Source organism: Metabacillus rhizolycopersici (assembly GCF_020075705.1).
This window is the reverse complement of the sequence record NZ_JAIQUM010000006.1, coordinates 81,681-102,088: the sequence shown is the minus strand read 5'-3', so window position 1 is coordinate 102,088 and position 20,408 is coordinate 81,681. Positions and strand designations below refer to the sequence as shown.

The window sequence follows — 20,408 nt, the reverse complement described above, 5'->3', positions numbered from 1 at the left end:
CATCTTAAAAGGTAATGAATAAGATACATCTCCTTTAGTATTGCCTTTTTCCCTAAGTTACTAAAGTTTATCTTCATGGTAGTTTAACAAGAAGCCTGTTTTATTCTACAAGAATCGAAATTGCACTATATACTAATAACAAAGCCATAATTACATTAAACTGACTTCTATACGTTGATAAGAACGTCTGAAAAGTCGAACCAAATAGACTCCAACAAAAAGTACTCAAAAAACCAACAAAAGCCAGAAATAATGAATAAAATAGTAAGCTGAAATTCGAAGTGTGATACGGAAGGATGAAGGTTGATATCGCAGTTATTCCATATAATATACCTTTCGGATTTATGAATTGTAAAAGCATACCTGTTAAAAAACTGTTATTCTTGTCCCTACTATTGTCCTTATCAATATTTTTACTAGTAATAATTTTCATAGCCAGATACAACATATAGATTGTACCTAGGATAGTCATAATAAATTCTATTTTTGGAATGAAATCTTCAAGCAATAGATTAAAATAACTACACAATAACATTATTACAAAGAAACCTGCACCTACTCCTAAACAAAATCTAATTGTCTTTTTTAACCCGTATTTATTAGCAAATAACATTGCCATAATATTATTGGGACCTGGTGTAAAACTTGTAACAAAAACATATAGCAAAAACGATAATAAAGGCATGATGGACTCCCCCACTTTTATGTATGTTATAATGACTAAAAAGAGCATTATAACGTCTTACTTTTTATTGTACAATACAGACGTTATATTGTAAATGAGGGGTGTGTTTATGGAGGAAATCAATCTTATTATTGCAAAGAATTTAAAGGCCTTAAGAGAAAGTAAGAAATTAAGTCTTGAAAAGGTTGCAGAATTAACTGGGGTAAGTAAAACGATGATAGGCCAAATTGAAAGAGGGGAATCGAGTCCTACAATTACAACTATTTGGAAAATAGCCAATGGATTAAAGATTTCTTTTACTTCATTAATAAATAATCCGCAGCCGGATACAATAGTTGTTTTAAGAAATGAAATTCAAACATTATCTGAAGACAATGGGAAATATCGAGTCTATCCCTACTTTCCCTTTGAAGATAATAAGCGTTTTGAAGTTTATTCAGTCGAGATAGAAAAAAGTGGAATCCTAAGTTCTGATTCGCACAGAGAAGGAACTGAAGAGTTCATAACTGTTTTTGAAGGTGAACTAACTGTAAGTGTAAATAATAATGAATATACACTTAAAAATGGTGATTCTATCAAATTCAAAGCTGACAGACCACATACCTATCATAACTCAGGGGAAACATTAGCTCGATTAAGTATGATCTTATATTATCCAACTTAAAAAACCCCGTTCCACTAGAACTGGGGTTTTTTCTAATTTTATTTGGTAATTTAAATGATTAAACTGTGTTTTTTTGATAAATTCTAAGATAAGATGAAAATCTCTTTTATATTTTTATTTCTTGCAAAGGAGAAAGTTTATAAAAATGGAGGAGATAAAAAGGAAAGAACACTTGAAGAGCTAATAAGATGAATGATCGATTCATTCTTGATGTAATGATCACCAACGATATCAAAGAAAATAAAATGACTCCGGAACAAAAACCGAAGTCATCGAATGAGTGCTAAATGGATTCTTTTAGACTGTTTAATATTTGGGTAAAAGTTTACTTCTTGGTTTCAGCCCTATTAATCCTTGATTATCATAAAGAAGAACTTAACCAGCAACTAAAGAAAAACAAGGATCATTAAAGTAGACAACCTCAGAAAGAATCTTACAACCTTGAATATTCTCGAAAGCCATTCTTGCTTCCTTTTCCGTATCAAATTCAAACATTTTAGCATTTCCTTCCGAATAGACAGTAATTACCCACATTAAATAAGTCTCCCCCAATTGAATGATAATTTTATATCCCTATTTTTAGTCAAAGTTGCAACTAGTAGGAATATTGTTATTGCTAACACGGATGATTATACCACCTTTATGACCGTTTGAATTGTTACAATTCATTTACATTTTTAAAAAGTTTGTTTACAGATAAAATCTTATTTATCGAGGCGAGCTTTATCACTTATTGGGGGACTCACTCTTGAACTATTGTACGAGTTTAATATGATATTCTTTAAACTAACTTGTAATCTACTTAATAGATTTAAATACAAAACCCATTGTTTAAATTGTTTCTTTTACTTTATTAATTAGAGTGTTCGCTGGTCGTTTCAATCCTAAATTCTCGCGTAAGGTGCTACCAGTGTACTCTGTACGGAACAATCCACGTTGTTGTAGCACTGGAATGACCTGGTCAACGAAATCATCCAAGCCACCTGGTAAATAAGGAGGCATTATATTGAATCCATCTGCTGCCTCATTTTCAAACCATTCCTGCATCTGATCCGCAATTTGCTCAGGGGTACCTTTAATTTCTCTATGCCCACGAGCACCAGCAATCCATTGATACAATTTACGAATCGTCAACCCTTCGCGATCAGCAAGATCCTTCAATAACTTGAAGCGACTCTTCCCACCGTTTACCTGATCCAATTCGAGCAGATCCGGTAATGGCCCATCCATTGGGTAGTCTGATAAATCAACACTTATCATTCCTGATAAGAGGGAAATCCCCGCCTCCTCTGGGATGAGCTCCGCAAGCAACACCTTATCCTCTTCTGCTTCTTCCTCCGTTCTACCAATGACTGGAAAGACACCAGGCATGATTTTCAACTCATCTGGAGATCGCCCATATTTCGCCATTCTTCCTTTAACATCGGCATAAAATGCTTGAGCTTCTTCAAGTGTTTGCCAAGCGGTGAAAATGACTTCAGCAGTACGTGCCGCAAGCTCCTTCCCTGCTTCAGACGAACCAGCCTGGATCACAACAGGATGTCCTTGCACTGGACGAGAGACATTTAACGGTCCTTCAACGGAAAACCATTCTCCTTTATGATTAACCGAATGTATTTTGGAAGAATCCGCAAATTGCGACGACTCTTTATCAAAAACTAGAGCTTCATCTTCCCAACTATCCCAAAGTTTCGTGACAACATCAACAAACTCTTCAGCACGTTCATAACGCTTCGAATGAAGTAAGTGATGATCTTGGTTAAAGTTGCGCGCCTCCGCTTCCGTATTTGATGTCACCACATTCCACGCCGCACGACCAGTACTCAGATGATCAAGAGATGCAAACTTACGCGCCACATTAAATGGCTCATTATAGGTAGTCGAAACCGTCCCTGCAAGCCCGACATGCTTCGTGACCGCGGAAAGTGCAGATAAAAGTGTAAATGGTTCAAATAAAGTATTCACAGTTTGCTCTAATACCTTTTGATTTTTTGCTCTCACCGCATAACCGTCCGCAAGAAATATCATATCAAACTTACCACGCTCAGCTGTTTGAGCTAGCCTTTTGATAAAATCAAATGTCATCACATGATGAGCTTCTGCTTTCGGATGTCTCCAAGCTGCGACATGATGCCCCGGTATCATAAAAAATGCTCCTAATTTCATTTCCTGCTTCACTTTAGTCATTTGATTACCTTCTTTCTTTATTTTTCGTTAGGATTTGTCTTCCAGCTTGAGAATTTTCTTTCTAATGAAACTAACATAAAATTTAGTACAAAACCTAAAATAGAAATTGTCATTATACCTGCATACATTTGAGGGATTTGGAAATTCATCTGAGCATAATTAATTAAATAGCCCAACCCTTCCTTGGCTCCAACCATTTCGGCAGCAATTAACACAAGAATAGAGGATGTACCTGCCATACGTATTCCTGTAAAAATAGTCGGAATTGAAGCAGGCAAAATGACTTTATAAAACAACTTGTAGGATGGTAACCCCATTGATTTGGCTGATTTTATTAGCAATGGATCAACATTTCTAACGGCGTTAATCGTATTTAAAAGAATCGGAAAAATACATGCAAATAAAACAATGGAAACTTTGGATGTCTCCCCAATACCTAGAAGTAATATAAAGACAGGCAATAGAGCCAATGCAGCTGTATTTCGAAACAACTCTAACACTGGGTTTAACAGTTCATTTGCGAACGGATACCAGCCAATGACAAGACCCAAAGGAATCGCAATGAGGATGGCCAATCCAAATCCAATAAGCGAACGGATAATACTTGCTTGGAAATGGGCATACAATTCACCTGAAATCACTAACCCCCACCAACCTTCTACTACTGTTGAAAAAGGTGGGAAGAAAGTTATGTCCACTAACTCGATTCTAGGAGCTACCTCCCAGAGCACGAGTAAAAGAAAAATGACTGCCGTTTGTTTCACAAACTTTTGTGTCCAGTGAAAAGAAAAACGAACTCTTTGCGATGTTTGCATGGGAATTGTTACAGATTTATCAAAACTAGCCATATTTTCACCTCTTTTAAAGTATGATTCAATTTTTCAAGCAGATTGATCCTTCTTCTCAAACGTTTGAGCTTTACTTACTTCTTCACGAAGCAAATCCCAAATCTGGTGACGAGCCTTTGCAAATTCTGTTGTAGAGCGTAAATCTTCTTCCTGACTGCTTGAATGGAGCTGATTATCCATAATTTGTTTGATGGTTCCTGGGCGAGAAGTCATCACCGCGACACGTTGTCCTAAATACACTGCCTCATCGATTCCATGTGTAATGAAAACAATGGTCTTTTTTGTTTGTTCCCAGATTTGAAGCAATTCTGATTGCAACGTTTCCCGTGTTTGAGCATCTAATGCAGCGAACGGCTCATCCATTAATAAAACGTCCGGGTCAAAAGCCAAACTCCGAGCTATAGCAACCCGTTGCTTCATTCCACCTGAAAGTTCGTGCGGATAACGTTCCTCGAATCCTGATAATCCAACGAGCGATAAAAAGTGACGGGCAATTTCTGACCGTTCCTTCTTTGGTATCCCTTTTGACTCCAAACCAAACTCAATATTTCCTTTCGCTGTTTTCCAAGGAAACAACGCATACTGTTGAAAGACAATCCCGCGATCTAAACCAGGACCCTCTATCGGTTTTCCATCCAGTAAAATTTGTCCCGAGGTTGGTTCTGTTAAACCACCTAAAAGATCAAGCAACGTAGATTTTCCGCATCCTGATGGCCCTACTAATGACAGAAACTCGCCACTTTTTACGGAAAAATGAACATTTTTAATGGCCGTAAACTCTTTAACCGCTCCCTTTCTTTGATCTGAATCTCTTATTTTAAAAACCTTACTTACATGATCAAACTGAATTTTGTCCGTCATATGCTCACCTCATTATTTTTTATCAATCTCTTCTTTATAAGGATTAAATTCATTCGTATATAAATCAGTCAATTTTACTTGCCCTTCTGTAAACTCCCCACTTTTCTCTAACCAGTCGACCCATACTTGGAATTCTGATTCTTGAATAAAGCCACCCTTCTCTGCTATACCTGGACTTTTCCAATATCGAATTGTTTCTGTATCCTCCTTGCGACCTCTTTTCTCAATAATCGCTTCAAACCGAGCAATGACTTCTTCCCTAGGCGTTGTCCGGGTCCATTCTATGGCTTTTGCTGTTGCTTCTACAAACTTGTTCACCGTATTCGGATTTTCTTTAATAAATTTCTCAGTAAAGACTAGACTCCCTGCTGTAAAGGAATCAAACAAATCATAATCACTAAAAAGCTTACTAATTCCCCCTTTTTCCAATGCTCGATCGCGCAACATTCCACCTAAAACAGCCACATCAATTTGCTTCTGTCGAAGTGATTGTTCTGTATTCACAGGTGGCACAACAACTAAAGTCACTTGCTTTATCTCCTCTTCAGTCAGCCCATTTCTCCATAAATATTCTTTTAAAACGAATTCATGATGTGCTCCCATTGTGTTCATACCAACTTTTTTACCGATTAAATCTCGAGCATCTTTTATCGGACTGCCATCCAATACATAAAATCCACTAAATGTATCTTCATCACTGCCATAATAACCAATGACCGATTTAATGGGTGCCCCGCTAGCTATCAATTTGGCAATTGCGCCGTTAAAGGCACCGCCAAAATCTGTTTCGCCCGTCGCAGCATTTTGAATCGACGCTGGTCCACTGATTGTATTTCCAATCCACTCTAATTTAATAGGATCAAGATATCCTAAATCTTGTGCTAACTCTGGATAAGTAACGGTCCCAACACTACCCTCATATTTTAAATTCAGAGTTTCATACTCCCCTTCTCCTTTCGCTACAGTTTTCTTTTCCTGACATCCAGCCAATAAAACGACCGATAAGATAGCAGTTAGTAAAATTCCAGTTACTCGCCAACTCTTCAAGTTCTTCAAATCCTTCCCCTCCATCTTCCTTTCAACAGAAAAAAACCTTTACAACAAACGCATAACGCTTGCTACAAAGGCCTCCAGTGGACTGGTCAGCAAGTTCATATACAAAAAAACCGGAGACATCTCTTAAAAAGAAAGAAAAGTCTCCGGTTGTCCGGTCAATGAACCAACATTTCCTATTGAATTACTAAGTATTTGAATATTAGATTATCAAGTCTTTTAATTATAGTCAACAGAAAATTTAGTTAAATAAAAATTCCCCGATCAATTTTCAATTATATGTTTTGAAAAAGTACTATTCCTACTTACTAAACAATATCAAACATCTTCCCTTTTTTAGAAGAAAAAAATAGCAAAAAATTCAACAAATGATTGACATACTCTTCTAATTATTTTAAAATTTCACTAAACCGATAAGAATTGTCTGATTTTGGATTCATTAAGAAGCTGACCAGTCACCTGGAAGCCAGAGCGATTATGCTCTGGCTTTCTTTCGTACTATCGGTTCATTATTAGTGCTCGCTAAAACGGATCAAACAAGGAGGCAATAATATGAGTGATGTCAAACAAATTCAAAATGAATCAGAAATTGTTGTAAAACCAGTTGCTGCACGGATTGGTGCGGAAATATCGGGTGTTAACCTTTCTGGGAATCTTGATGCTAACACAGTAAAATCCATTCGCGACGCACTACTAAAGCATAAAGTTATTTTCTTCAAGAATCAGAATCATCTAGATGATAAAGAACAAGAAGCTTTTGCACGATTACTTGGAAATCCAGTTGTTCATCCAACTGTTCCAGTTAAGAACGGATCAAATTATATCTTGGAATTGAATTCAGATCATGGTGGTCGAGCCAACTCATGGCATACAGATGTTACGTTTGAAGCCGCATATCCAAAATTCTCGATTTTGCGGGGAGTTGTGATACCTGAGGTTGGAGGTGATACCGTTTGGGCGAATACAGCCACTGCTTATGAAAACCTGCCAGCTGAGTTACGAAGTCTTGCTGATCAATTATGGGCACTACATTCAAATGATTATGATTATGCAGCAAAACGCAGCGAAATTTCTTCTGAATCCGTAAATCACTATAATAACGTATTTACATCCACTTTATATGAAACCGAACATCCAGTTGTCCATGTACACCCTGAAACTTTCGAGCGTCACCTTCTACTAGGTCATTTCGTGAAAAAATTTATCGGTCTTTCTTCCTCCGATTCATATCAACTGTTTTCTGTCCTACAAGAACATGTTACACAATTAGAAAATACCGTACGCTGGCGATGGAGTACTGGAGATGTCGTTATTTGGGATAATCGTGCAACACAGCATTATGCAGTAAATGACTATGGGGATGCACAAAGAGTTGTTCGTAGAATTACAATTGACGGAGATGTACCGGTTAGTTTAGATGAACGCCGTAGTATTACAAAAACGAAAGTAAGAAGTGCTCAGTAAATGTACCACCACATCGCCGTCAAGCTAAGCTGAATAACTATTTCTGTCCCCGAGTACGCCATTCTTTTTGTAAAAATAATCAAAAAGAATGGCGATTTCTATATTTTTGTCGAAAACATGATTAAAAATTTTTCAAAAGATAACTGAAACAAAAAAGCCGAATCTTCTCAAGACTAAGAAGTTCGACTATAAAAACTGCTCCTACGAAATGTTTGGTTGTTCTGATAACTTGCCATCTTCAATATAGACAACACGATCACATAAATCTAGCATTCTTTTATCGTGGGTGACCATGATGGCAGCCTTCTCTCGTAGTTTTACCTCATCGGCTAGCATTTGGACGACAGAGCGCCCCCGTTCAGAATCAAGACTTGCTGTTGGTTCGTCTGCAAGAATGATTTCTGGATCATTCATCCAAGCCCGTGCGATCGCAACCCGTTGGCGCTCTCCACCTGATAGACTCTCAGGGTAATGATTTTTTCGATGGCTTAATCCAAGCCGTTCGAGAAGTTCGCCCGCTTTTATTTCAGCCTTTTTATTCTTTGTTCCTGATAATTCAGATATAAGGAGTAATTGATCGCGAACGGTTAAATATGGAATTAAATTCGACGATTGAAAGATAAAGCCGATTTTTTCCAATCTAATCTGATTCATTTTTTTGGCAGATAGATTTGTAATGTCTAGATTGTCAAGGATAATCCGTCCGCTTGATGGAGATAGTAATGCCCCAGCAATTGAAAGAAATGTACTTTTCCCCGCCCCTGAAGGACCGACGACTGCGACAAGTTCCCCCGCTTTAACCTGTAATGAAACTTGTTCAAGCACTTTCACTGATGTATCCCCATCACCAAATTCCTTATTTATCTTATCTAGGATAAGTTTAGTGCTCATTATGCAGCCCTCCCAATCGCTTCAACTGCATCAATTTTTACCACACGGTATAAAGATAATAACGAACCAACCAACGAAACAACGATAAATAATAATGAACTACCTAGAACTAATTCGATGCTTAGTTCAAATGGCATACTGCTTGGCAAAATGGACGCTACTCCATAAGTGAGTGCAATACTGATGATCAAGCTCACAATGGTAAGTCCCATGACCTGAAACATAATGTTACGTGCCAAATAACTTGATTTTGCACCAATGGCCTTTAAAACACCAAATTGATTCATTTTTTGAATCGTTATGACATAGAAGAAAACAGCTAAAACAAATGCTGAAATGACAAATAGAAAGGCAATCATCATGAGTAGTGAGCTTTGTTCTTCCTGGTAACCAGGAATACCCTTTAATGCTTGCTCTTTGCTGATTACCTCAATCCCACTTACATCATTGTCAATTTTCTGGGCCATATCTTCAGTTATATCCAAGGCAATCGCATTAAAAAATGGCTTGCGCAGATGATTCGATTCGTTAATGGCAGCCCAATCATTGAAATTCATAAAGATAACTGGTGCATGGCTATAGGATTGACCTTCTGTGAACCCAACAATTTTAAATTCTGTTCCTGAAGCTTGATCTTTTACATAATCGCCTAATCTAAATCCTTCATCTTTTAAGGAGGTATCCACAACGACTTCATTCGCAGCTTCATTCGTCATCATTTTTCCATCTACTACGTCAGGTGCGAGCTTACCATTCACATCAATTGCTAAATAAGCGGTATCCACTTTTTTAGCTGATTCATTCGTTGTAGTGACTGTTGTCATTCGGATACCTAGTGGTGTCGCTACTTCGTCAGAGACAAAGCGATGAACGTCATTCAATGTATCCTCCAATAAGATTGAACGATTTAATCGATTATCAGATTCGTTTTGAAGAACTAAATAACCTGTATTCAAATGTTGAATTGCAGAAGCATTATCAGAAGCTAACCCTTTTGCTAAACCTGAGACAAATAGGACGAGCCATGCAATTAAAATCATGATTAAGCCTATTAATACGTAACGCAATCTCGCGTGCTTCATTTCACGTAAAGCTAGAAACATATTCATTCCATCTCCATTTCTTAAAATATAACCTTCAATCTTTTCTATTGAATAATAAGAAAGGTATGAATCAACGTCCGTGGTAAAACGGTCAATTCATTCTTTTTATTATGGTTAAAGTATAAGATTTGAATATGAACGGAAGATGAACAGAACATTACATTGTAGGAAGATAGACGTGAAAAACAGTTCCCTTCCCTAATTGGCTTTCAACATGAATTTTTCCATCGTGGAGGTCAATAATTTTTTTCGTAATGGCAAGACCTAATCCACTGCTGCCTTCTTTTCGATTTCTAGATTTGTCTGCTTTGTAAAAACGGTCAAAGATATGAGGAAGATCAGTTGCTGCAATACCGATTCCTGTATCCTGTATCTCGATGTGACATTCTTTAGCATGTTTTGTCATACGAACGGAAATGGAACCACCATTTTCGGTATATTTTATACTGTTCGTCAACAGATTTGTCCATACTTGATGCAGTAATTTTTGATCAGCATGAAGAAGGATTGAAGGAAGGTCCATATCAATCGCTAGCTCTTTTTCACGCCAGCTCCATTCTGTCATAAATACGACTTGTTTCATTTGAGCCGCCACATCAAACGTGCTTTTCTCTACATTCATCTCTTCTTTATCTAAGGAGGCTAGTGTTAGTAGTTGCTTACTTAACTGTGAAAGTCGTCTACTTTCGTCCTCAATAATGGAAAGATAATGTTTTTGCTCGTCTTCAGTTAAATTTTTCGCCTGTAAGGTTTGTGAAAATCCCTGGATCGAAGCTAGTGGTGATTGAATTTCATGTGAAACGTTCGAAACAAATTCCTGACGCATTTCTTCAAGCTGTTCGATGCTTGTTGCCATTTTTGAGAAGTTTTCGGCCAATGTTCCGATTTCATCACGTCTTTTTACATTTAGGTGAAAATTATATTTTCCTTGTGATATTCTTTTCGTCGCTTCCGTCAAGTTGACAATCGGTTTTACAAGATAACGGGTGCTAACCGCAACAAATAGAATACTTAACAAAATAGTCAAAATGAGAAGGACAGAAAAAAAGATCCTCATTTCCCCGAATTGTTGGTTAATATTTGGTCGAACGAAAAGCGCAAATGGTTCTCCGTCAACCGTTATCGACATACCAATCGTGTTCGTGAGCACATTATCAAAAAAGCCAGTAATGAAGGCTTTTGATGGGAATTCGGAGATGCCATGATAGACATTCCCATTTAAAACATCCTCTATAATGTTTCGATCTACCTCTTTATTTCTAAATGCCCCACCATAAAACGAACCATGTCCTTGTTGATCAACTAAATAAATCTGATACCCTAAGGCTGCGATATGATCCAAATAATCATCCATCGGTACATTCGGATTCTTTTCATAAAAGTCCACAATATTTTTGACCATTTGTGTTACTTTCTGATCGTTAAACGGTTTTAAACTGATTTGATAATAGCTATTTGAAAAGATAAAGGCCACGACACTGCTTACAATCATCACAATGATCGTGGTAACTACAATGCGTAAATAAAGAGTTTTCACTTCTTAGTGACCTCCAGTTTATAGCCGACGCCTCGAATTGTTTTAATGATAAAATCGTCAGCTCGATCAGAAAAACGCTCACGCAATCGTTTGATATGAACATCTATCGTCCGATCATCACCAGTAAAATCTGATCCCCAAATAAGATGAATCAACTCTTCCCGCGTGAAAATTCGCTCTGGATAACTGGCGAGCTGAGAGAGTAATTCAAACTCTTTCATTGGTAACATAAACACTTTACCTTGACTTTGGACTTCATAGCTTTTCCGATCAATGATCGTTTCGTTAAGCCTAATCTTTTCTACGTTCACCATTTGATAGCGCCTTAGTAATGCTTTTATTCGAAACAATAATTCTTTCGGTTCAAAAGGCTTTGTCAAATAATCATCCGTTCCAACTGAGAAGCCTTTTTCCTTATCTAAAAGCTGATCTTTAGCTGTTAACAAAATAATCGGAAAATCATAATAATTTCTTATTTCTTCACAAAGTTGATAACCATCTTTGTTTGGCATCATCACATCGACAACAGCTAAATGAATCTGTGTTTTTGTAAGTAACAATGATGCTTCCTCGCCATCAGCTGCTTCAAAAACGACATATCCCTCGGTTCGAAGTGTATGCTGCAATAATTCACGAATATGAGCATCGTCATCAGCAATTAAAATCTGTATCATCGTTGAGTGCATCTCCTTGTCTATCTAGTATGCGGTCTCCTTATTGTTTATATAAAAAGAAACGTTTGGAGCAGGATATCAAAAAAGCCGAACATATCTTGATCCATGCTCGACTAAGTCTAGTATAATCGCTTACGTTATTCTTTGATAACCCGAACGAACGTTAGCCTATTGAAAAACGGTCTCATAATTGAATCCATTGCTAAAATCTAGGTGTTTTTTTGCATAATCGATGGTTTAAAAGTGCAATCATTTCTTTTCACTTCCTATTAAATATACTATACATTATTCCAAAATTGTAATATTTGAAGGACGATGTAAGTATCCAATCAGAATTCCTCTTCTTTTTTCTACAAATTCCGCTTCATAACTAGGTAATAGTTCTCCTTCTATTCATATGACAATATTCCCAATGAATGGCTAAATTTCCTCTATTCTATACTAGTTTTAAGCAATCAATTAATCGTATAATTCTTTTGAAGCGATTGGCTTCCGCTTAATTTAAGAGCTGTATCCTTCTTTCAAGCATAAAAGCTAACTATTTTTCCGGTAAAATAAATAGATTATTTGAAAAAAGCAAAGTTGTTTAACCTTTGATAATATAAAAAATAATGTTACAATAAGAAATATTAAAATTTTCAGAAGAGTTTTAATGTGACTGTTAATTTGGAGGGATTTATCTTGGCTGAACAACGTAGTAATATGATTAAAGAAGGAATTGACCGTGCACCACATAGAAGTTTACTTCGTGCTGCTGGTGTAAAAGAAGAAGATTTTGGCAAACCGTTTATTGCGGTTGTAAATTCATATATTGATATTGTTCCTGGACATGTACATTTACAAGAGTTCGGTAAAATTGTGAAAGACGCGATCCGTGAAGCTGGTGGTGTACCGTTTGAAATGAACACAATTGGTGTTGATGATGGGATTGCGATGGGGCATATCGGAATGAGATATTCATTACCGAGCCGTGAAATCATTGCTGATTCTATTGAAACAGTTGTATCAGCACACTGGTTTGATGGAATGGTTTGTATTCCAAACTGTGACAAAATTACACCTGGGATGATGATGGCAGCACTTCGTGTTAACATTCCAGCAATTTTTGTGAGTGGCGGTCCAATGAAAGCCGGTGTTGATAAAGATGGTAACCCACTTAACTTAAACTCTGTTTTTGAAGGGGTTGGAGCCTACCAAGCTGGTAAAATTGATGAAGCAAAATTACAGGAAATTGAGCAATTTGCTTGTCCTACATGCGGGTCTTGTTCTGGTATGTTTACTGCAAACTCAATGAACTGCTTGGCAGAAGGTCTTGGTCTTGCCCTTCCTGGAAATGGTACAATTTTAGCTGTTGCTCCGGAACGTAAAGAGTTTGTTAAACGCTCAGCTACGCAACTTATGGAGCTTATTGAGAAGGATATTAAGCCACGTGATATCGTTACCATCGATGCGATTGATAACGCATTTGCTTTGGACATGGCGATGGGTGGTTCAACAAACACAGTACTTCATACACTTGCACTAGCACATGAAGCTGAAATTGAGTATTCATTAGAACGCATCAATGATATTGCAAGTCGTGTACCACATCTTGCAAAAATCGCTCCGGCATCAGATTATCACATTGAAGATGTTCATAACGCTGGTGGCGTAAGTGCCATCATCAATGAGGTTCTTAAAAAGCCGGGTGCAATCAATGGTGATTGCCTAACTGTATCTGGTAAAACATTACGCGAAAATGTTGCTGGTGCAGAAATTTTAGACAAGAATGTTATCCGTCCATTAGACAATCCTCATTCTGAGCAAGGTGGCCTTGCTGTATTATTCGGTAACTTAGCGCCAGATGGTTCGGTTATTAAAGTTGGAGCTGTTGATCCAGCAGTTGGCGGTTACCATAGAGGACCTGCGATTTGCTTCGATTCTCAGGAAGAAGCTCTATCTGGAATTATTACTGGAAAAGTAAAAGAAGGTGACGTAGTAGTCATCCGCTATGAAGGTCCTAAAGGCGGACCAGGTATGCCAGAAATGCTTGCCCCTACTTCACAAATTGTTGGTAGAGGTCTTGGAGCGAAGGTTGGTTTAATTACCGATGGACGTTTCTCAGGTGCATCTAGAGGTATTTCAATCGGTCATATTTCTCCAGAAGCAGCAGAAGGCGGTCCGATCGCATTTGTTGAAAATGGTGACATTATTGAACTTGACTTAAATAATCGTACAATTCAACTAGAAATTTCAGATGAAGAATTTGAAAAACGTAGAGCTAACTGGAAAGGCTTCGAACCTAAAGTTAAAAAAGGTTACTTAGCACGTTACTCTAAGCTAGTTACATCAGCAAACACTGGTGGAGTAATGAAAATTTAATCCAAAAATGAAACCTGTCAAAAACCTTTGTAAATGGAAGGCTTTTGGCAGGCTTTTTTGTTGGTTTCTAGATGAGCGGTCGTATAAACACTCGGATGAAAAAATATCTTCACTGAAAAGGCTAACTTCATTTAAGCTTTTGACATTATACGGATACAGTATATAAATACTGATCCAATGTCTCCTTTAAATCACTTACTTCATTTAATTGGTTTGTATAATTCACAAATGATGCTTCATCTAATGAATCAAGCGATTGATTAATCTTAAATTGTAAATAGTTCATCTTCAGATTAATGTCTACTATCGATATTACTCGTTCTTTCGCAACATATTGCTCCATTTCTTCAATAGCTATATAGAAGAAACATTGATCATTGATTCCAATTAAAAAATACCATCCGCTTCCCTCAGTAAAATTGCGCTCTTTCGTAACCTCGATAACATCACCTTTGTTAATTGTAATATAATCCGCGTGTTCACCATCTGGACAAAAACAGTCAATTTGATGTACAAACGTTTTTAATGCGATAAAATGTCGAAACATACTCTTCTCTCCTTTTGATGGCCAACTTTTAGAAATTATTGTTAAATATATCTCTTAACTTTACAAGTGAAACAGGTTTTCCCTTCCTTTTCGATCGATTACTTAAAAACAATAATGATAATCATTCTCAAAAAAAAAAAAAAAAAAGAAAGAAAGGAATCCGCTACTATACTACTCCCTTAAGGGCATTATTAATCGAACTCCAAGAACGCTTAGCATATAAGATCGGGATCGATTGATTTTTAGCGCGCTGTTTTATGACAGTAGATAGATTATGATTAACAAAATCCGTTAAGATAAGAATACAGTTAATATTCTCTGGTATACCTCTCTTCACCATTTGCGCTTTTCTTCCGTTAATATGTAAGATTTTATCAAACCCAACAGATGATAATTTTTCTGTAATAACTCCTAAATGATCTGCACCTACGATAAGTAATGATTTCATAAGTATCTCCTCCAAAATTTAATTAATTAGTTCTCACTTACTTCTATTTCATATAAACCACAACATGGACATTCGTAAGAAATTTGCTGATCAACCATTTCTTCATCCTTAATAAAGCCGCACTGTTCACAGGTTATGAATATGATTGTTTTCTCCCCCTTATTTTTTTCATTCAATGGCAAGTGCAAGTATTACCTGTATTATTTGATACTTATTCTTTATTATTTAACTTTCTGTCCTCACTTCGCTCATTTCCTAAACTTTTTGGATTTCGCTCATTAACAAGTGTTTTAATGCCCGTTTAGAATGGAATAAAACTTTTAGCGAAAATGGGGACGAACAGTTTCCTACATATTCCTAGACATTTGCATACAAATGAAAATGATTATCATCTGTCCACTATTATTTTAATTGATAATGAATATCAATGTCAACAAAAAATGGAATTAATTTAAAAAAGGCTGTTTTTTCTTATACTAATGTGATCATGAAATGAACTGACACTAAATGAATAGTTGATAATACAAAGGAAACTCTATGGTAAAAGAGGGGATTAAATCATTATGTCTTTAAAAAATCAGTGGTTGCTTAATTTTGCAATGATTGTATTTTCATGGTTATCATTATCTTTTTTTGGCTGGCATAATATTAAAAAATTCCTACCCGCAACGTTGCTTGTTCTTTGTTTAGAAGCTTTTAATGTTCAAATTGGAAAAAAACGAAGATGGTGGCCTTTTTATAATAAGCCAAAATCATATGTTACAGGGGAATTGCCTTTTAATGTTGGTCCGTTTTTTGCATTTTCGATGTGGGTATTAAAGTGGTCTTATGGAAATTTCAAACAGTTCCTCTTACTTAATGCGATTTCCCATGCTTTTTTTGCTTTTATTCTTATGAGTTTAATGAAAAAATTAAAAGTTATTAAATTGGTTAGAATAAATAATGTTCAATTTTTCTTCTATTTCTTTTACAAAGCTTTTTTCTTATATGGATTTCAATACATGATTGAAAATAAAAAGAAATTTACCTAATCACAAAAAGTCTGCGATTTTCTCCCTTTCTTAAAGAGGAATCAACCTTCATCTAGGAGATGCAATAAAAGCCGGGTGATAATCTGATTCAGTCAAGGTAATAGGTGTTTTAACTAGATTAGTGAGAGATTAAAATCAACGCTCAGAAAAATTATTTTCTAAACGTTTTTGTTTGGCATTTCTCAAAGCCAAAACTTACAAATTCTGATGTATGAAAATAAAGGGGCTGTTTGAATAAAACAGCCCCTTCCTCATCACTTATGATTTTCTTATTTTCGTTAATTCTTTATTAAGTGTATACAACAATTTTGCATTAAATTGTTCAGGTGCGATTTGAGCCATATCCTCAACGATAAATCCTTGTGCCATTCCGAACATTGGGTGTTCTTCCATATTACCTAAATACTTTTTAAGCACCGATTTAGATTCTTCATTTTCGAAAAGTTGCCCAAAGGTACAACGTGTTGAGTACACATCATCAGTAATCGTCAGCTCTTCAACTACTACGTCATCTAGGTCTGGCATTTCAAACCAGTTTGCTACTGGACCACCTTCGTCTTCAGGAGCTTTATAGCTTTCATTCGGTTCTTTCACCTTATTGAATCTAGCTACATCTGTAAAAATATCACCTTCATGGTTCCCAATCGCTTTGACTTCATTTACGCCATCCTTTAACGCAATATGTTCAAAAGTAAAGACTCGATCATCACTCGTTTTAGTTACGACCTCAGAATCATTTACATAAAGTGTGACTTCATCACAGTTAGAATATATTTTCACATTGATTTCAGCATCCGCTCGGTCAACAAATCGTTTGCTCGTGATATGGACAAATTTTTCATCTGACCAATTTGCTTTATACATATAAAAAGCATCCTTTTTAATCTTTCGATCGTAAGTGATTAAGCCTTTATTATTTCTTCCTTTTACGCCGCCTTCATCGCGTATATTTGCCCCGAAATCAAACATATTCCATACATATGTTGCCCAAAGGAACGGTCGTTTTGAAAAAATGTTCCACACTTTTTCATGATAGAGTGCATGATATTCCTCCGTATAGTCTTTCACTTTTGGATCATTACTATGATATTGAATAATACCTTCCGCACCGTATTCTGAAATACTTAATTTCACCTTAGGATTTGTCTTATGGAAGCCATCAAGCCACCCAGCAAAATCTTCCGCTTCCCCATTATACCAACCAAAATATTTGTTATAGCCAACAGTATCTGTCATATAGTTATATTCATCTTCATCTTTCACAAACATAACATTTGCCATTGTTGTTAATCTTGAAGGATCTTCTTTTTTCGTTAATTCATTTAATTCTTTGACAAGTTTTCTTAGCTCTGGTCTTTCGCCACTAATTTGGATTTCATTTTGAACACCCCAGAATATGATAGATGGATGATTAAAGTTTTGTTTAATTAATTCCATCATTTGTTGTTTTGCATTTATTCCTTCTAATTCAGTTTTTGACATGACTGAAATAAACGGAATTTCAGCCCAAATAACCATCCCTTCTTTATCACATAAATCATAGAAATATTGGTTATGTTGATAGTGAGCTAATCGAATTGAAGTTGCGCCAACTTCTTTAATTAATTCCATATCTTCCTCTTGCTCTTTTTCCGTAATCGCCCAGCCCATATCTTTTCTATCTTGATGTCTTGAAACACCATTTAGAGCAAGATGTTCACCATTTAAGAAGAATCCTTTATCCGCATCTACTTCAAAATATCTTACGCCGAAAGGAATTGTAAGCTCATCAACTGTATCGTTATAGCTCTGTAAAGACACGTTCGCTACATACATATAAGGGTTTTTTATGCCATTCCACAGTGTTGGGTCTTTTATAACAATTGGCATCTCTACTTCTTTCGTTTCACCAGCAGCTAGTACGATTTCTTTCGCCGCGTATGCTACATTTTTGCCTTCTGCATCCACTAGATCTGCCCAAAGTCTTACTTTTTTCTCTTCCGCTTCGTCATTAACTAGCCTTGATTTAATTGTTACATTTGCTTTTTCATTTGAAACTTCCTCTTGAACGATATAGATTCCTTGTGAACCATAGTCCATTAAATCAAAATGAACATGATTAGCAATCACAATGTTTACATCACGATAGATCCCACCATAAAATGTAAAATCGGCCATTTGTGGATAGACATCATCAACAACTGTATTGTCAACTTTGACAGATAATGTGTTTTTTGAGCCAAACTCAACAACGTCACTAATATCAAATCTAAACGTCGAGTAGCCACCGCGATGTTGTCCCATATGGTGACCATTCACATAGACATCAGTAATGCTGTTAGAACCTTCGAATTCAATAAATACTTTGTTTCCTTGTGCCGAACGATCTAAAACAAACTCTTTTCGATACCAACATGCACCTTTATAAAAATCAAATCCATTAGCACCATCAATCGCATTCCACGTATGAGGTACTTGAACTACTTCCCATTTTTCATCATCGAATACTTTCGCCATTGCATTAACTTCATCTTGCTTTATAAATTTCCATCCTTGATTAATGTTTATTATCTTTCTCATTTTTCTACCTCCTAAATTGATCACTCGCATTAAATACGGATCCTAAGCGTAACAAAACCGCTAAATGGTATAGAAACTTTTTTCCTTTTTATTTAAAGCATTTGAATACTTTTTAAGTATAGTATATTATTTCTAATAATCATCATACAAATCCGACTCAATTAGCACATATATTGCAATTTATTAACGATTAACCGTTATAATAGGAAACAAACAAGAAGGAATGGTGAATTCATGAAAGAAAAAGATAAATTCGATTTTAATGGCTTTCATAAAAAATGTATAATCTTAAATACCGTTACTAAAATGGATGTAAGGTTAATTGACAAGGATGGGAATGCTGTTCTCCAACTAGTTAATCATACCATTCCGGCTGTATTACAAAACTTCGACAATGAGTTTCTGAACATTAATAATACGTTAAGAAAAAATCTCTCTATTAACTATTATTACTTTATCAATTCTTATGGTCTTGAATATATTGCAGCTGGTCTTTGGAAAAACAGCTCCTTTTATGGATTTATTTTAATTGGACCTTTTCTATCGAGTATTCCTACTATTGATTTTATAAGTGATATAATCTCTACTAATAAGCTCCCTGTTAGTGAAAGAAAACAGCTGCAACAATTCTATAAATCATTATCCGTTATTGGAAGTAACGATTCGAACAGCATTGGTGAATTGTTAGTTAACCTGTGCACATATAATCATATTGATTCACAATTAATAACTTCTGAAATTCTCATACAACAACAAAACAAAGCACAACGTAAAACGACGATTGCTGAGAGTAACGACATTATCGAGTTCCGGTATCATTATGAAAAGAAACTAATGAATGCTATAACAAAGGGAGACAAAGAGGAAATAGCTCGTATATCAAAGGAAACGAATAGTGTCTTAAATCTTTCCGATCGAATCCCTGAAAGTCCAATTCGATCTGCTAAAAATTTATTATTGGTCTTGAACACATTATGTAGATTTGCCGCTGAAAAAGGTGGAATTCATCCAATTCATATACATAACGTATCAGAAAAATTTGCCCTTTTGATTGAACGAGCACCGAATCTACCGCATTTTAAAAAATTAGGTGTCGTCATGATTCACGAATATTGCGATGTTGTAAACCAATTTTCCACACAAAATTATAGTCCTATTGTGAAAAAGGCCGTTAACTATATTGAGTTGAATTTAGAAGAGTCATTAACACTAAAGGAAATTTCCGCTATAATCCACGTGAATCCTTCACATCTCTCAAGGAAATTTAAGAATGAAACGAAAATGAATATGATTGATTACATTAATCAAAAGAGGGTTGAAGAAGCAAAGCTCTATCTACAAAGAGGAAATAGTTCGATTACAGAAATTGCATTTATGGTAGGGTTCAATGATCTAAATTATTTTAGTAGAGTTTTTAAGAAGTTTACATCGTTAACACCTTCACAATATATTAAGAGTGAAAATGATTAGCAAGCTGAATTTGAATCGTAAATGC

At 35.9% G+C, this 20,408-nt stretch carries 18 protein-coding genes; 5 read left to right on the top strand and 13 right to left on the bottom strand.

What is annotated here, in order from left to right; genetic code table 11:
• Positions 1-100 precede the first annotated feature (100 nt).
• Positions 101-685, bottom strand: a complete 585-nt coding sequence (locus tag K9V48_RS04520; RefSeq protein ID WP_224137307.1) for a LysE family transporter — start codon at positions 683-685, stop codon at positions 101-103.
• A gap of 109 nt (positions 686-794) precedes the next feature.
• Between K9V48_RS04520 and K9V48_RS04515 the strand changes: the two genes are divergently transcribed.
• The gene (locus tag K9V48_RS04515; RefSeq protein WP_224137305.1) at positions 795-1,349 is read left to right on the top strand and encodes a helix-turn-helix domain-containing protein; all 555 of its coding nucleotides are present in this window, start codon (positions 795-797) and stop codon (positions 1,347-1,349) included.
• A gap of 375 nt (positions 1,350-1,724) precedes the next feature.
• Here the strand turns inward: K9V48_RS04515 and K9V48_RS04510 are convergent, their stop codons facing one another.
• The 5 genes from K9V48_RS04510 to K9V48_RS04490 all read right to left on the bottom strand — a co-directional run bounded on the left by K9V48_RS04510 (position 1,725) and on the right by K9V48_RS04490 (position 6,316).
• Positions 1,725-1,883, bottom strand: a complete 159-nt coding sequence (locus K9V48_RS04510) for a hypothetical protein (RefSeq protein WP_181455751.1) — start codon at positions 1,881-1,883, stop codon at positions 1,725-1,727.
• 297 nt (positions 1,884-2,180) lie between these two features.
• Positions 2,181-3,536, bottom strand: coding sequence for an LLM class flavin-dependent oxidoreductase (locus tag K9V48_RS04505; RefSeq protein WP_224137304.1), 1,356 nt, complete (start codon positions 3,534-3,536; stop codon positions 2,181-2,183).
• Positions 3,537-3,553: 17 nt separating this feature from the next.
• Positions 3,554-4,384, bottom strand: coding sequence for an ABC transporter permease (locus K9V48_RS04500; RefSeq protein ID WP_224137303.1), 831 nt, complete (start codon positions 4,382-4,384; stop codon positions 3,554-3,556).
• A 33-nt stretch (positions 4,385-4,417) separates the two neighbouring features.
• The gene (locus tag K9V48_RS04495) at positions 4,418-5,245 is read right to left on the bottom strand and encodes an ABC transporter ATP-binding protein (RefSeq protein WP_224137302.1); all 828 of its coding nucleotides are present in this window, start codon (positions 5,243-5,245) and stop codon (positions 4,418-4,420) included.
• Between the two features lie 12 nt (positions 5,246-5,257).
• Positions 5,258-6,316, bottom strand: coding sequence for an ABC transporter substrate-binding protein (locus K9V48_RS04490; RefSeq protein WP_438803865.1), 1,059 nt, complete (start codon positions 6,314-6,316; stop codon positions 5,258-5,260).
• Between the two features lie 534 nt (positions 6,317-6,850).
• Here K9V48_RS04490 and K9V48_RS04485 point away from each other — a divergent pair.
• Positions 6,851-7,762, top strand: a complete 912-nt coding sequence (locus K9V48_RS04485) for a TauD/TfdA dioxygenase family protein (RefSeq protein ID WP_224137300.1) — start codon at positions 6,851-6,853, stop codon at positions 7,760-7,762.
• A 201-nt stretch (positions 7,763-7,963) separates the two neighbouring features.
• On the opposite strand, the gene K9V48_RS04480 is transcribed toward K9V48_RS04485, so the two are convergent.
• From K9V48_RS04480 to K9V48_RS04465, 4 genes are all read right to left on the bottom strand, one after another.
• Complete coding sequence (locus tag K9V48_RS04480) at positions 7,964-8,653, bottom strand: ABC transporter ATP-binding protein (protein ID WP_263432718.1); 690 nt, start codon at positions 8,651-8,653, stop codon at positions 7,964-7,966.
• Complete coding sequence (locus K9V48_RS04475) at positions 8,653-9,756, bottom strand: ABC transporter permease (protein ID WP_224137352.1); 1,104 nt, start codon at positions 9,754-9,756, stop codon at positions 8,653-8,655. The genes K9V48_RS04480 and K9V48_RS04475 overlap by 1 nt, the downstream gene beginning before the upstream one ends.
• 157 nt (positions 9,757-9,913) lie before the next feature.
• Positions 9,914-11,293 carry a sensor histidine kinase gene (locus K9V48_RS04470; protein WP_224137299.1) on the bottom strand — a complete coding sequence of 460 codons (1,380 nt, stop codon included), beginning with the start codon at positions 11,291-11,293 and terminating at the stop codon, positions 9,914-9,916.
• Entirely contained in the window at positions 11,290-11,967 is a 678-nt protein-coding gene (locus tag K9V48_RS04465; RefSeq protein ID WP_224137298.1) for a response regulator transcription factor, read from the bottom strand. Before K9V48_RS04465 ends, K9V48_RS04470 begins: the two co-directional genes overlap by 4 nt.
• Positions 11,968-12,645: 678 nt before the next feature.
• Between K9V48_RS04465 and ilvD the strand changes: the two genes are divergently transcribed.
• A complete protein-coding gene (gene ilvD, locus K9V48_RS04460) occupies positions 12,646-14,328 on the top strand; it encodes a dihydroxy-acid dehydratase (protein ID WP_308012501.1) in 1,683 nt (560 codons plus the stop codon).
• A 145-nt stretch (positions 14,329-14,473) separates the two neighbouring features.
• On the opposite strand, the gene K9V48_RS04455 is transcribed toward ilvD, so the two are convergent.
• Positions 14,474-14,875 carry a hypothetical protein gene (locus K9V48_RS04455; RefSeq protein WP_224137297.1) on the bottom strand — a complete coding sequence of 134 codons (402 nt, stop codon included), beginning with the start codon at positions 14,873-14,875 and terminating at the stop codon, positions 14,474-14,476.
• A gap of 166 nt (positions 14,876-15,041) precedes the next feature.
• On the bottom strand, positions 15,042-15,323 hold the full coding sequence (locus K9V48_RS04450) for a DUF2325 domain-containing protein (protein ID WP_224137296.1): 282 nt from the start codon (positions 15,321-15,323) through the stop codon (positions 15,042-15,044).
• Positions 15,324-15,886: 563 nt separating this feature from the next.
• On the opposite strand from K9V48_RS04450, the gene K9V48_RS04445 reads away from it, so the two are divergent.
• A complete protein-coding gene (locus tag K9V48_RS04445) occupies positions 15,887-16,354 on the top strand; it encodes a hypothetical protein (protein WP_224137295.1) in 468 nt (155 codons plus the stop codon).
• A 258-nt stretch (positions 16,355-16,612) separates the two neighbouring features.
• Here the strand turns inward: K9V48_RS04445 and K9V48_RS04440 are convergent, their stop codons facing one another.
• Positions 16,613-18,913, bottom strand: coding sequence for a glycoside hydrolase family 2 protein (locus K9V48_RS04440; protein WP_224137294.1), 2,301 nt, complete (start codon positions 18,911-18,913; stop codon positions 16,613-16,615).
• Positions 18,914-19,147: 234 nt separating this feature from the next.
• Between K9V48_RS04440 and K9V48_RS04435 the strand changes: the two genes are divergently transcribed.
• Positions 19,148-20,383, top strand: coding sequence for a helix-turn-helix domain-containing protein (locus K9V48_RS04435; protein WP_224137293.1), 1,236 nt, complete (start codon positions 19,148-19,150; stop codon positions 20,381-20,383).
• Positions 20,384-20,408 lie beyond the last annotated feature (25 nt).